Source organism: Pseudarthrobacter arbutini (assembly GCF_054510915.1).
Genome location: NZ_JBTNDQ010000004.1, coordinates 31471 through 44925, shown reverse-complemented (window position 1 = coordinate 44925; position 13455 = coordinate 31471). Strand labels below are relative to the sequence as shown.

Annotated in this window: 14 protein-coding genes; 6 read left to right on the top strand and 8 right to left on the bottom strand. The window is 65.1% G+C overall.

The window, feature by feature from the left end; genetic code table 11:
• Window positions 1-128 precede the first annotated feature (128 nt).
• Both ACX80V_RS05880 and ACX80V_RS05875 read left to right on the top strand, forming a co-directional pair.
• The gene (locus ACX80V_RS05880; protein WP_058929733.1) at window positions 129-305 is read left to right on the top strand and encodes a CsbD family protein; all 177 of its coding nucleotides are present in this window, start codon (window positions 129-131) and stop codon (window positions 303-305) included.
• A 150-nt stretch (window positions 306-455) separates the two neighbouring features.
• Complete coding sequence (locus ACX80V_RS05875) at window positions 456-1010, top strand: hypothetical protein (RefSeq protein WP_485842372.1); 555 nt, start codon at window positions 456-458, stop codon at window positions 1008-1010.
• 9 nt (window positions 1011-1019) lie between these two features.
• On the opposite strand, the gene mmuM is transcribed toward ACX80V_RS05875, so the two are convergent.
• Window positions 1020-2000, bottom strand: a complete 981-nt coding sequence (gene mmuM / locus ACX80V_RS05870) for a homocysteine S-methyltransferase (protein WP_485842371.1) — start codon at window positions 1998-2000, stop codon at window positions 1020-1022.
• A gap of 127 nt (window positions 2001-2127) precedes the next feature.
• Here mmuM and ACX80V_RS05865 point away from each other — a divergent pair, with 127 nt between their 5' ends.
• Complete coding sequence (locus ACX80V_RS05865; protein WP_485842370.1) at window positions 2128-2949, top strand: IclR family transcriptional regulator; 822 nt, start codon at window positions 2128-2130, stop codon at window positions 2947-2949.
• A gap of 108 nt (window positions 2950-3057) precedes the next feature.
• Here ACX80V_RS05865 and ACX80V_RS05860 read toward each other — a convergent pair whose 3' ends face one another.
• The 4 genes from ACX80V_RS05860 to ACX80V_RS05845 all read right to left on the bottom strand — a co-directional run bounded on the left by ACX80V_RS05860 (window position 3058) and on the right by ACX80V_RS05845 (window position 6922).
• Entirely contained in the window at window positions 3058-3465 is a 408-nt protein-coding gene (locus tag ACX80V_RS05860; RefSeq protein ID WP_485842369.1) for an ester cyclase, read from the bottom strand.
• A 144-nt stretch (window positions 3466-3609) separates the two neighbouring features.
• Window positions 3610-4377: an IclR family transcriptional regulator gene (locus ACX80V_RS05855; protein ID WP_485842368.1), complete on the bottom strand. Its 768-nt coding sequence runs from the start codon at window positions 4375-4377 to the stop codon at window positions 3610-3612.
• Between the two features lie 80 nt (window positions 4378-4457).
• A complete protein-coding gene (locus ACX80V_RS05850) occupies window positions 4458-5909 on the bottom strand; it encodes an amino acid permease (RefSeq protein ID WP_485842367.1) in 1452 nt (483 codons plus the stop codon).
• Window positions 5910-6103: 194 nt separating this feature from the next.
• Complete coding sequence (locus ACX80V_RS05845; protein ID WP_485842366.1) at window positions 6104-6922, bottom strand: SDR family NAD(P)-dependent oxidoreductase; 819 nt, start codon at window positions 6920-6922, stop codon at window positions 6104-6106.
• A gap of 139 nt (window positions 6923-7061) precedes the next feature.
• Here ACX80V_RS05845 and ACX80V_RS05840 point away from each other — a divergent pair, with 139 nt between their 5' ends.
• Entirely contained in the window at window positions 7062-7439 is a 378-nt protein-coding gene (locus ACX80V_RS05840) for a TfoX/Sxy family protein (RefSeq protein WP_485842365.1), read from the top strand.
• Between the two features lie 94 nt (window positions 7440-7533).
• Here ACX80V_RS05840 and ACX80V_RS05835 read toward each other — a convergent pair whose 3' ends face one another.
• Both ACX80V_RS05835 and ACX80V_RS05830 read right to left on the bottom strand, forming a co-directional pair.
• Window positions 7534-8937: a GntP family permease gene (locus ACX80V_RS05835; protein WP_485842364.1), complete on the bottom strand. Its 1404-nt coding sequence runs from the start codon at window positions 8935-8937 to the stop codon at window positions 7534-7536.
• 69 nt (window positions 8938-9006) lie between these two features.
• Window positions 9007-9570 carry a gluconokinase gene (locus tag ACX80V_RS05830; RefSeq protein ID WP_485842363.1) on the bottom strand — a complete coding sequence of 188 codons (564 nt, stop codon included), beginning with the start codon at window positions 9568-9570 and terminating at the stop codon, window positions 9007-9009.
• Window positions 9571-9761: 191 nt separating this feature from the next.
• Between ACX80V_RS05830 and ACX80V_RS05825 the strand changes: the two genes are divergently transcribed.
• Complete coding sequence (locus ACX80V_RS05825) at window positions 9762-10496, top strand: FadR/GntR family transcriptional regulator (protein ID WP_485842362.1); 735 nt, start codon at window positions 9762-9764, stop codon at window positions 10494-10496.
• Window positions 10497-10590: 94 nt separating this feature from the next.
• Window positions 10591-12345: an aa3-type cytochrome oxidase subunit I gene (ctaD, locus tag ACX80V_RS05820; protein ID WP_485842361.1), complete on the top strand. Its 1755-nt coding sequence runs from the start codon at window positions 10591-10593 to the stop codon at window positions 12343-12345.
• A gap of 86 nt (window positions 12346-12431) precedes the next feature.
• Here the strand turns inward: ctaD and ACX80V_RS05815 are convergent, their stop codons facing one another.
• Entirely contained in the window at window positions 12432-13451 is a 1020-nt protein-coding gene (locus tag ACX80V_RS05815; protein WP_485842360.1) for a plasmid pRiA4b ORF-3 family protein, read from the bottom strand.
• Window positions 13452-13455: the final 4 nt, after the last annotated feature.

Below are 13455 nucleotides of genomic sequence, written 5' to 3'. Positions count from 1 at the left end.
GCCTGCCCGACTGGGCAGACAGGGTGGCGATAATTCACGCAGCTCGTCTGGGCTGGAATGATAATTGTAAGCATGCTTATGATATGACTGTCCGGATAGGACAACTGCCAACCAGAGGAGGAAACACCATGGGACTGGGCGACAAGATCGAGAACGCTGCTGAGAAGGCGGGCGGCAAGGGCAAGGAAGCTGCCGGCAAGGCGACGGGCGACGAAAGCCTGCGGAGGGAAGGTCAGACCGACCAGGCAAAGGGCGATCTGAAACAGGCCGGCGAGAAGGTTAAGGACGCCTTCAAGAAGGACTGACCGAGCACAGGCGAAGGGTGCATCTCTGAGGAAGGGGTGGACCCTTCGCCTTGTCCGGCTGCAGTTCAGCTTTCGGGTCATCGTCCCGTGGGCAGCGGAATGGGTTACGGTTTAGCCTGCACTGGGAAGTTCTAAAGAATCGCGGTAACTGTGGACGTAGTGAGCGGCGTCAGCCTTGACTGGTTCAAGGCCCTTACCTGGATCTTTGCCATCGCCACCGGGCTGCTGCTGGCCTTCTGGCGCCAACGCCGGCTCCATTTGGCTGCACTCGGTTCCGTGATCGTATATATGGGTACAAGCGCCGGGGCAGGTATCTACGTTCTGAATCATGTTGGCGATCCCCGCTGGGGCAGCAAAGCCGAGGACCGCATCAGCGCTCCCCCACTCACGGAGACCCCCGTTATCGGACGTTTTATGGGCTCCCTCGACGACGTCATTCACGGAGTGGCTGACAGCGTCAACCAATTTGTCGACTTCCGGGCTGCTCTTCCCGTGGCAATGGAATTCTTCGTGGCAGCAGGCTGGGCGTTAGCTCTCGCCCTGCCGTTGGGGCTGGCCGCCCTAATTGTCAGCTATGCGGACGCACAACGCCGTAAAGCCGAATTCCTCAAGTACAAACTCCAGGTTGAGGAGCTCAAAAGTGAGCTCGCAGATATCCGGCGCCACCTTGGGTATCCAACCCGGGAAGAAAGTGACTCATCCTAGGACGACAGCTCACTCAGGGTCCCGTGGCGGCTCGGCAGGCCGGCCTGCAGCCAGTGCGGCAATGTCCCGTGGCGTGGTGCGGCAGCAGCCTCCCACGATGCGTGCCCCGAGCTCCCGCCAGGCACCGGCTCCGGCTGCAAGGCCTGCGGGGTGGGCTTTGACCGCTTCAGCGGCATTGCCTGATGCGGGTGCCCAGGTTTTGGTGGCGGCGTCGTAGCTTTCGCCGGAGTTTGGATACGTGACCAGCGGTTTGGAGCCCGCCGTGCCGAGGGCTGCAAGGGCGGCCGGGACCAGGTTCAGCGGCACGCAGTTCACGCCCACGGCCACCACCCGCGGCTCGGACCCGCAGAGCTCCGATACCGCAGCCAACGGAGTGCCGTCGCTGATGTGCGCACCGTCCCGCAGCGAGAACGAGAACCAGGATTCGACGTCGAACTCCCCGGTCAGTGCCAGCAGCGCCTCTGCTTCGGCAAGGGACGGCAGCGTCTCGCAGGCCAGGAAGTCGGCTCCGGCATCCACCAGGGCCGCGATGCGGGGCCGGTGGAAATCCTTGAAGGCCTCGGTGTCCAGGACGTAGTCCCCGCGGTACTCCGAGCCGTCCGCGAGGTAGGCGCCGTACGGGCCGACTGATCCGGCGATCAGCAGCGAACCTGCTTGTGGGTGCCGGGCGAGGTGTCCGCGCCGGGCGTCATCGGCCAGGCGGACTGAGAGCCTGACCAGGTCCAGTGCAGCGTCCTCAGATAGCCCACGCTGGGAGAACCCCAGCGGTGTGGCCTGGTAGCTGGCGGTGGTAGCCACGTTGGCCCCGGCTTCGAAGTAGTCGCGGTGCACGTCACGGATCAGCTGCGGCTGCTCCAGCAGGACCTTGGCCGACCACAGCGGATCATCCAGGCTGCAGCCGCGCGCTTCAAGTTCGGTAGCGAGGGCGCCGTCGGCCGTGAGATGCGCTCCGGCAGCAAGCAGTTGGGACAGCGCGGTGTTGCGGGGCATGGCGTGAGCTCCCGGGGTCGGTGGCGTGAAGGGCATTCTGTTCATCATAAGCAACTGGACATGCTGGTAACGAGCATGGCGAACTGTTACCGGGCTGGCTCCCGGAAGCTCCACTAGACTCTGGCCTATGTCGAAAACCTCCAGCATGGGCCGTGGCATGATGGCCATCCTGGCCCTGGGCGCACGGCATGAGGCCGGACTTCCGGGTGGCACCGCAGCCGGGATCGCCGCCGACCTGGGCAAGGACCGCAGCCAGGTCTCGCGGAATCTCCGCAGCGGTGAGCAGGAGGGATTCCTCGGCCGGACCCTCGAGCGCACCTACACTTTGGACTGGTCCATCCTGACCGACGCGCAGCAGCTGACGGGGCGGAGGCTGCACACAGACGGCGCCGTGGCGCTGGAGCGGCTGGCCCGCGACACCGATGAGGGGTGCTTCCTGGGCGTGCTGCACGGCGCGAGCACCTTAACCATCGGCGAAAGCGTTCCGGCCAGCAGCAACCTGGTGGGCTCATGGCTGGGCAGGCCCTACCCCGCGTACTGCAGCGACGCCGGCCAGGCTGTGCTGTGGGAGTCGCCGGAAGCCGAGGTGCGGACGGTGTTCGCAGGCGTCGACTTTGTGCGGCACGGCCCCAATACCCCGTCCGACGTCGACGACTTCCTGGTGCGGCTGGCTGCGGCGCGGGTGCGGGGTTACTCAGTGGTGGATGAGGAAGCGGAGCCAGGGCTCTATTCGCTGGCCGTCCCCGTCCGGGATTTCAAGGGCGATGTGGCGGCGGCGCTGCAGATCGTAGGCACCAAGGCCCGCCTGGAGCCGCGCCGGACCGGCTGCGCGGCGGCCCTGGTGGAGCAGGGACGATGGCTCGAGACCAGGCTTGGCTACCAGCCCGGGCAAAGGCTAGCGGATCTGGATGTTGCCGCTCCTGAGCGTGTGGAGGGGTCGCGGGTCTAAGGGTGTGACCTAGAACAACTCACTAGAGAAATCGGATAGCCAGAGCCAAAGCCCCCACAGAGAGTCTGGGTAAGGACCCCGGCCAGTAAGCAGCCAACTGTCGGCGTGCTACTTTTCAGGGACGAGCCCAAGTTGCTGCATCACGCCCAGATTATCGTAGCTATTCCACTCCTCGACTATCTTGCCTCCTTCGATGCGGCTGACGGAAATGCCTTTGATCTCTACTTGCCTCCCAGTGGGAGGGCCAAACTCCTCTATCTCTCCCTGGTGGCTGCCGCGTAGCGTCCAGCGGGTGACGACCTTATCCCCTTCGGCTATCTCGTCCTCAACGGTTGCGCTCATGTCGGGGAAAGCGGATTTGTACATGGCGATAAACTGCTTGGCTTCCTCCGTGCCGTGGATCTCTTGACCGGGGTCGTGCCAGACGAGATCGGGGGCGTACACCTCGTCGATGATGTCCAGGTTATCCGGGGCCTCCCAAGAACGACGCGCCAAGGCCTTGTTTTCTTCGGACATACTTATCCACACCCTTCCCTAAAGGACCTTTCAGGCATTTGCCAGCACCAACCTCACGAGGGCGCTGTAGGAACATTGTCCCGCACCCGCACTCCCAAATAGAAGGGGCCGGGGCTCCTCGTGTAAGGACACTCTGGCGACCAGCTAGCGGTCGGCGGCGAGGGAGCCGAGGTGGTCCGCGGCGCCGCGCAGAACAGTGGCAATGCCCGCGGCGTCACCGCCCACTTCGGCCCGGCGTCCCAGCACGCTGAGTGCGGCCAGGATGTTGCCGCCCCCGTCACGGACCGCGACGGCCAGCTCCACGATGTCATGCTCAAATTCCTCGTCGGAGGTGATGTAGCCGCGTTGCAGGTCGCGGGCCATCAGCTTCCAGACTTCACCGACGGAGTGCGCCGCGCCAGGGCCGCCCACGCCGATGAAGTTCACCTCGCGCAGCAGCTGGTCCAGGGCAGGCAGGTCATGGTCCCAGAGCAGGGCCCTGCCGGCGCCGGTGCACCATACCGGCGTCACCATGCCCGGCGCAACGAAGCTGCCCAGGGCGGCGTCGTTACTGGAGGCGCGCACCAGGATCGCCCGGAACCCGTCCCGGACGGAGAGCCGCGTCCGCAGCCCCAGGGCGGAAACCAATGACTCGAGTTCGGGCTTGGCTTCACGCACCCAGCCGGTGTTGAGCGAGGCAGCAAGGCTGAAGAACCGCGGCCCGGTCCGGAAGGGTCCTCGGTCCACCCGCTCCAGCAAACCCAGATCGCACAGTTCCTGCGCCAGCCGCGACACGCGGCCCTGGTCCATGTCCAGCTCCGCCGCAAGCTGGGAAACGCCCAGCAGCTGCCGCCCGCGTTTCTCCCGGTCAACCACCAGGCGGACAATCCAGAGCCCTTGCGCCAACGATGACGCGTCAGCGGACGAATCCACGCTTGTTACCCCTCACTGCCGGTGCTCGCCCTATTCTTCCACGGGGCCCGGGGTCGGTGACGCAAGTGACTTGGGGCTGGTTACTGGACTGCCGCCGTCGGACGTTTGCGGCCGTGCCGGAAGTAGAAGTAGGCGTAGCAGGCGGCGACGAACGGGATGCCGAAGTAGAGGGCGGCTACCTGGTTGGGGTCCAAGGCGATGCCTACCAGCGAGATGACGCAGAGCGTGAACGCCAGGATGGGCACCAGCGGGAACAGCGGCGCCTTGTAGGCAAGGGCGCCCACGTCCCCGCCGTTCCGCACGAAGGCACGCCGGTGGAAGTAGTGCGAGGCGGTGATGGACATCCAGACGCCCACCACGGCGAACCCGGCGACTGACACCAGCACCAGGTACACCGTCTCCGGGGCCACCACGCTGCTGATGAGGGACGCGATGCCACCCACCATGCTCACGGACAGGGCGATCATCGGGATGCCGCGGCGGGTGAGGCGACGGAAGGCCTGCGGCGCGTGGCCCTCGTCGGCCAGCGAGTAGAGCATCCTGGCGCAGGAGAAGAGGCCGCTGTTTCCGGCGGAGAGGAGGGCCGTGATGATAACGAAGTTCATGATGTCGGCGGCGAACGGGATCCCGATAGCGGAGAAGACCGTGACGAACGGGCTCTCGTCCAGGCCCACCTCGGTGTACGGGATGGTGGCTGCGATGACGGCGATGGCGCCGACGAAGAAGATCAGCAGCCGGATCACCGTGGTGCGCATGGCTTTGGGGATGTTGGTGGTGGGGTCCTTGGTTTCGCCCGCTGCCACGCCGATCAGCTCGGACCCCGAGAAGGCGTAGAAGACGGCGAGCACGGTGACCAGGACGCCGGTGAAGCCGTTAGGAAAGAGGCCGCCCGCCGTGTTGAAGTTCTCGAAGAGGAAGGGGTGGCTGCCACCGTCGCTGAGCGGACGGAACCCAAACAGTGCGGCGCCGCCGAGGACGATCAGGCCGATAATGGCGCCCACCTTGATGATGGCGAACCAGAATTCGGATTCGCCGAAGAACCTGGCGGACACCGCGTTGAAGCCAAACAGCACGGCAGCGAAAATCAGGCACCAGATCCACACGTCAACGTCCGGGAACCAGCGCTGCATAAGCAGCCCGGACGCGGTGAATTCGGAGCCGATGGCCACCGCCCAGCAAAGCCAGTACAGCCAGGCGGTGGCGAATCCGGTGGCGGGCCCGATGGAGCGGGCGGCGTAGATGTGGAAGGCGCCGGACACCGGATAGGCGATGGCCAGCTCACCCAGGCATGCCATCACCATGTACACCACAAACGCGCCCACGAGGTAGGCGAGCACCGCGCCCAGCGGACCGGCCTGGGAAATGGTGTAGCCCGAACTGAGGAACAGGCCCGATCCGATGACGCCGCCCATGGCGATCATCACCAGGTGCCTGGTGCCCATGGATCTGCGGAGTCCGGGTTGGACCGGCGCAGGCCCGGCGGGCTTCAAGGCCAGCGTCGCGTCGAGCGTCAGGGGTGAGGGGGATTCCACGGGCGTCTCCAGGAGGGGGTGGTCAGCAGGTGTGCGGCAGCTGGGCGGACTCCCCTGTCCCGTCCCGGGTACCGAAGATATGCGCGTCAACAGAGAGAAATTAGCACAATCACCGAATTACGCTCGTTAAAATCATGCGAACTTGTTCATATTGCACGCTTGTTACCTCGGGTGACCCGCCACCGGTTGGAAACTCAGCGCGCGACGAGCGCCTCGCTGGCCTCCCACAAACCCTGCGCCAGCTCGGCGTCGTACGCCTGCGCGTTGGCCTTGGCCAGGGCGCGCTTGGCGTAGTAGGCGCCGGAGATCCAGTCGGTGCCGGGGGTGCCGTTGCTGAGCCAGAGCAGGGTGTCGGCGCCCTGGTCCGGGGTGAGCATAAAGCGGTTGAGCAGCGTTTTGTAGGCGTGCCGCATGGGGCTGGTGGACTCTGCCGCGAAGTTGGTGCGGACCACGCCCGGGTGGAACGCCGCCGTAGTGATTCCCTGCTCGCCGAAGCGGCGGTGCAGCTCGGACGTGAAGAGGATGTTGGCGAGTTTGGCGGTGCCGTAGGCGCGGTTGGTGGAGTAGGTGTGCTCCGATTTGAGGTCGAAGAGGTCCATTTTGCCGAAGCCGTTGGCCGCGCTGGCGGTGTTGATGACCTTGGCGTTGCTGGCGGTGAGGACGTCCATCAGCTCGGTGGTGAGCAGGAACGGCGCCAGGTGGTTGATCTGGAAGGTGGACTCGTTGCCGTCCACGGTGAGCTGGTGCTTTCCCATGATGCCGCCGGCGTTGTTGGCCAGGACGTCGATCCGGTCGTAGTCGTCCCTCAGCTGCGCGGCGAGCGTGCGGACCTGGTCCAGCTCGGCGAAGTCGCTGACGAAGTAGTCCGCGTTGAGTTCCTTCGCGATGGCCTGCGTCTTCTCCTCGGAACGGCCGACGAGGACCACCCGGTCGCCTGCCTGGGTCAGCGTCCGCGCGGCTGCCGCGCCGATGCCGTCGCTGGCGCCGGTGATCACGATGGTGCGTTGGGTCAAGGGGTGTCCTTCGGTTGGGTGGAACCTGGGAGGTGAGTGCGGACTCCTGCCAGCCTATCGGTACGGCAATTCTGTCCCCGGCGCACCGGCGGGCATAAGCTGCACAAGGAATCACACCGCAACCCTGGGAGAGAGCGACATGGAGATGGCCAAAGCGTCCGACGAAGCCAAGGAGCGCTTCCGCTCAGTAGTGCCGGACAGCCCCGAGGTGGTGGTCAAGCCGATGTTCGGCAACCTGGGCGCCTTCGTCAACGGCAACATGTTCGCCGGACTGTTCGGCTCCACGATCGGCGTGAAGCTCTCCGACGCAGAGCGGCAGGTGCTCGAAAGCACCGAGCGAACCGTCCCGTTCGGCCCGGCGGAGCGGCCCATGGGCGGCTACACCGGGCTGCCGGAGGTGTGGAACGCCGAGGGTGAGGGCGACGACGCTCGGGCAAGCGCCTGGGTGGAGAAGGCCTTCGAATACGTCGCGGCGCTCCCGCCGAAAGCGCCCAAGGCAGCCAAACCACGCAAGTAGCGGCGCACCAGGAGTACGACGACGGCGGCGCGCCCAGAGTTTCCCTGGACACCCCGCCGTCGTACTTCAGTCAGCCGTGGCTGGAGTCAGAGCGCTAACCCGCCACGCCAGCGAGCAGGAAGAGGACCGCGGCGATGGCGAAGCCCATCACGCCGATGAGGGTTTCCATGACGGTCCAAGTCCGCAGGGTGGTCTTGACGTCCATGCCGAAGAAGCGGCCCACCAGCCAGAAGCCGGAGTCGTTGACGTGGGAGACCACCACGGAGCCTGCTGCCACGGCAATAACCAGGGCGGCGATCTGCATGCCGGTCAGTCCGGCGGCGGCCACGGCCGGGGCGATCAGGCCAGCGGTGGTGGTCAGGGCCACGGTGGCGGAACCCTGGGCGATGCGCAGGATGGCGGCGATCAGGAAGCCGGCCAGGATCAGCGGGATGCCCAGGTTGCCCAGGACATCGGCCAGCGCGGCGCCAATGCCGGAGGCGCGGAGCACGCCGCCGAACATACCGCCAGCGCCGGTGATCAGGATGACCGAACAGACTGGGCCCAGCGAGGATTCGAGCAGCTTCTCGATGGCGCCAGCGTCCTTGCCGCGGCGGGCGCCCAGGACAAACACGGCCACCAGGACAGCTATCAGCAGGGCCACCGGGGTTTCACCGATGGTGCGCAGGACCTGGAACCACTGCTCGTTCCGGACGGCCTCGGAGAGCGCTCCGGACGAGGCAAGGGTGTTCAGGCCGGTGTTGATGAAGATCAGGACGAGCGGCAGGAGCAGCAGGCCGATGATGGTGCGGAAGCGCGGCGGGTGGGATTCGGCTTCGGCGCTGGCGTGGCCCAGGATCTCCGGAACCGGAAGAACCAGCTTCTTGCCGGTCCACAGGCCGAACAGGTAGGCAGTGACGTACCAAGTGGGGATGGCGGTGATGAGGCCGGCGATGAGGACAAGGCCAATATTGGCGTCAAAGAAGGCGGCGGCGGAAACCGGGCCCGGGTGCGGCGGCAGGAAGATGTGCATCACGGAGAACGCACCGGCGGCGGGGAGGCCGTAGCGCAGCACTCCCCCGCCCAGGCGGTGGGCCACGGCGAAGACGACGGGCAGCATAACCACCAGGCCGGCGTCGAAGAAGATGGGGAAGCCGAAGATCAGCGAGGCAAGGCCCAGGGCGAACGGTGCACGCTTTTCGCCGAACACGCCGATCAGGTAGTCGGCCAGCACCTTGGCGCCGCCGCTGGTCTCAACGATGCGCCCGAGCATGGCGCCCAGTCCCACCAGGAGCGCCACGGTGCCCAGGGTGGTCCCGAAGCCGTCGATCAGCACCGGCACCACCTTGTTGGCGGGGATCCCGGTGGCGAATGCCGTCGCGAGGCTGATCACGATCAGGGCCACGAGGGCGTGCATCCGCAGCTTGATGATCAGGAACAGCAGCGCGAAAATCGATGCCGCGGCAATGAGCAGCAGCGGTCCTGCGCCCAGCGTCTGGGTCCATCCTTCGATGACCATGGTTCTCCTTTGAAACAGAACTAATGAAAATATTGGGGAAAAATTGGGCGGGCTCAGCAGGCGCCGGGATCAGCTGGCGCTGGGCTCCAGGCGGGCGCTCGGCGCCGAACCCGCGGGAAGCGCGAGGCCAGCCAGGACGGCGACGACGATCTGCTCCGGGGAGTTGGAGATGTCCAGGCGGAGGCTGCCGGCGGCAAGTTCGTTGCCGGTCAGCGGTTCCAGGGTGGCCAGCTGGCTGGGCAGGAGCGTGGACGGCATGAAGTGGCCCTCGCGGCCCTGCATGCGCTGGCCGATCAGGTCGGCGCCGCCGTCGAGGTGGATGAACAGGACCCGGCCCTGTGCGTCGGCGAGCAGCTGCCGGTAGCTCTGCTTAAGCGCGGAGCAGGTGAGCACTGTGCTCCTCCCGGCAGCGGCATTTTCGGTCATCCAGTCCTGGATTTCCCGCAGCCAAGGCCAGCGGTCCCCGTCCTGCAGGGGAATGCCCTGGGTCATCTTGTCGATGTTGGGCTGGGGGTGGAACTCGTCCGCTTCGGCGCAGGCCCAGCCAAGCTGCTGGGAAAGCGCTGCCGCAATGGTGGACTTGCCGGAACCGGCAACGCCCATCACCACCAGGTGCGTGGCTGGATACTGCATGTTTTACCTCCGAAGAAGACGCCGTTGGCTAAGTGAAGAAAGCTCATTGCGCATCTCACAGGGAACTGCGCCGGGAGATAAGGTATCACCATTTCGAGCCACAGATACTATCTTTTGGTGTCACAAGTCATACCTTTGGGACTTTGTCGGTACGATTGGAGGGCGCACAGGCGCAGACGAAAGCAGGAAAGATGTCGACGGCGACACCACCAGACGCGGATGACGCGCACGACGGCGGGGCCTCCCCCGCCATGCATGAACGCGTCCTCGAGGCGGTTGGCTCCGCCATCGCGGCAGGGAGCCTTCCTCCGGGCAGCCGGCTGACCCTTGAGGGCCTCCAGCAGGAGTACGGCATCTCCCGCACCGTTGCGCGGGACAGCATGAAGGTCCTGGAGTCCATGAACCTGGTGTACTCGCGCCGGCGGGTGGGCATCGTGGTCCAGGAGCGCAGGCTGTGGAACGTCTTCGATCCCAAGCTGGTGCGCTGGCGCCTGGGCTCTGTCCGGCGCGATCTCCAGTACAGCAGCCTGACGGAGCTGCGCATCGCCGTCGAGCCTATTGCAGCTGCAGGTGCTGCCCGCCGGGCGAGCGCCGCGGAACGGGCCAGGCTGGTTGCCCTGGCTGCAGAGCTGCGGCGGCTCGGCGAAGCCGGAGAACTTGAGGCGTTCCTGGCGGTGGACATCGAGTTCCACTGCCTGCTGCTCCAAAGCTGCGGCAATGAGATGTTCACAGCTTTGGAAGGCATGGTGGCCGAGGTGCTCACCAGCCGGACCAAACAGGGGCTTATGCCCTTCAAACCGCGGAACGAAGCCTTACAGGCCCACGAGGATGTTGCGGCGGCGGTGGCCCGTGGAGACGCGGTGGGGGCGGAGACCGCCGTCCACCACATTTTGGACGAGGTCCGGAACGCGATGGGCCTGCGCTGACTCTTTCGGGATGCCGCGTTAGTGAGTAGCCTGCAATTAGGGGCTCATGCAAAGGGCCCATAGCTGTCATGCAGAAGTATCTGTGAGGTGAAAAATGGCCATCACCGGACATTCACGAATAGGGACTGCCTCAACCGCTGCTCCCCCTGTAGTGCCGCGGCGCAAAGGCTCCATGGTGGTCGGCTGGCTCACCTCCACTGACCACAAAGTCATCGGGTACATGTACCTGATCGCCTCGTTTGTGTTCTTCCTCATGGCCGGAGTTATGGCCCTGCTGATCCGGGCCGAACTCTTCGAACCCGGCATGCAGGTCCTGCAGACCAAGGAGCAGTACAACCAGCTGTTCACGATGCACGGCACCATGATGCTGCTGATGTTCGCCACACCGCTGTTCGCCGGCTTCACCAACTTCATCATGCCGCTGCAGATCGGCGCCCCCGACGTCGCATTCCCGCGGCTGAACGCCCTGGCCTTCTGGTTCTTCCTCTTCGGATCCACCATCGCCGTCGCGGGCTTCATCACCCCGCAGGGCGCAGCGGCGTTCGGCTGGTTCGCCTACGCGCCGCTGAACAACACCACATTCACCCCCGGCGTGGGCGGTGACCTGTGGGTCTTCGGCCTGGCGCTGTCCGGCTTCGGCACCATTCTGGGTGCGGTCAACTTCATCACCACCATCATCTGCATGCGCGCCCCGGGCCTGACCATGTGGCGGATGCCCATCTTCACCTGGAACGCCCTGGTGACGTCCATCCTGGTGATCATGGCATTCCCGCCGCTCGCCGCGGCACTGTTTGCCCTGGGGGCCGACCGCAAGTTCGGTGCCCACATCTATGATCCGGAGAACGGCGGCGCGATTCTGTGGCAGCACCTGTTCTGGTTCTTCGGCCACCCCGAGGTCTACATCATCGCGCTGCCGTTCTTCGGCATCGTCTCGGAGGTCTTCCCGGTCTTCAGCCGCAAACCGATCTTCGGCTACAAGGGCCTTGTCTACGCCACAATAGCCATCGCCGCCCTGTCCATGACCGTGTGGGCACACCACATGTACGTGACCGGTTCGGTGCTGCTGCCGTTCTTCGCCTTTATGACCATGCTGATCGCAGTACCTACCGGTGTGAAGTTCTTCAACTGGATCGGCACCATGTGGCGGGGATCCCTGACGTTCGAGACTCCCATGCTGTGGAGCCTCGGCTTCCTGATCACGTTCCTTTTCGGCGGTCTGACCGGGATCATCCTGGCTTCGCCGCCGCTGGACTTCCACGTATCTGATTCCTACTTCGTGGTGGCGCACTTCCACTATGTGGTATTCGGAACCGTGGTGTTCGCGATGTTCGCAGGCTTCTACTTCTGGTGGCCAAAATTCACCGGCAGGATGCTCAACGAGCGCCTCGGAAAGATCCACTTCTGGATGCTGTTCCTGGGCTTTCACGGGACCTTCCTGATCCAACACTGGCTGGGGGTCAAGGGCATGCCCCGCCGCTACGCCGACTACCTGGTGGAGGACAACTTCGCCTGGATGAACCAGTTCTCCACCATCTCGTCATACCTTCTGGGCGCCTCGACCATTCCGTTCTTCTGGAACGTCTACATCACGTGGCGCAGCAGGGAGCGCGTTGAGGTGGATGACCCGTGGGGCTTTGGCGCCTCACTCGAATGGGCCACCTCCTGCCCGCCGCCGCGCCACAACTTCAGGTCGCTGCCCCGGATCCGTTCGGAGCGTCCCGCCCTGGACCTCCACCATCCGGAACTGGCACAGCATTTACATGACACCTCCCACAGCCCTGCCGCGGCCGCTCTGGGTGCTGCGGATATCGGCGAAAAGGACGTACGCAATCCGAACCCGGACGAGTGACGGGCGTTGATCCTGCCAACCTCCGGTGGTTGAGCCTGTAGAAACCTAAACCGAGCGGCCCACAGCCGGGACCGCCAGCAGGAACTTCACGCCGGACAAACCCGGCGGCCAGCATGGCGCCGCGGATCGCCTCCATCTCGCGGTTCCACGTGGGCGCGATGCCACTGAGGTGCCAGTCCGTGTGGACGCGGGTGACCAGCCGGACGGCGTCGTGCTCCTGACAGCCGACGGCATCCACCAGGTAGTCCCACAGCTCCGCGGGCCGTTCCAGGCAGCGTTTTCCGCCGGAGCTCGAGAACCGGCCGTGCGTGCGTCTCGCGGTTTCCCTTGCCCATGATGGGGTCGCTCCAGCCGAGCTCGTCCATGGCGCGCTTGACCATGGCGGGCTTCAGGTAGCCGTCCTTGGTGAGTTCCAAGCCGTCCGGAGCGGCGTTTTCCAACAGCCAGCGGACCGGCAGCAGCACGGCGTCACGCTCCTCGTCGGCGAGTGGCTGCGGCCACCATTGGAGGCTGAGCAGCCGGAGTTTGCGGTTGGCGGCCTGACGGTCGAACGTTACGGGGGCGAAGTGGCTGCCGTACTTGCCCGTCACGCCGAAGATCCAGGACGTCGCATCCGCGTGTTCCGGATGCTCCGGGTCGGCGACGATCTGCAGCAGTCGTGTGTACCCGTGGGGCCCGCCGGAGTCCTCCACGGGTCCGCGGTTGGCGCCATCGACGCACAGCAGTTCCCCGGCCGGAAGGTCCGCCGAACCAAGCACCTCCACGTGATGCGTCCAGCTGTCGCCAAAGTCGTATTCGTATTCCAGTGCGCTTCCCGGCTTTTGGGCATCCAGCAGTTCGGAAAGGACGACGCCGGAGGCCGGCTCTGCGTCCAGGTCTTCCGTGAGGTCGTGGGGACCCACAATCTCCCGCGGCTTTCCGGCGCGGTCCACGCAGCGGATGGCGTAGAGGTGGCTGTTTTCCCAGCCGAAGGCGGCCTGGACAGCGAGGTGGAACTCGGGAACTGTCCGCGTCACGGGGACCTGCAGCCTTCGCCAGATCAACGGTTCGGTGTCCGTAATGCTGATCCGGAGGTCGATGGCGGGGACGGTTCCGGAAAGCTGCATGGAG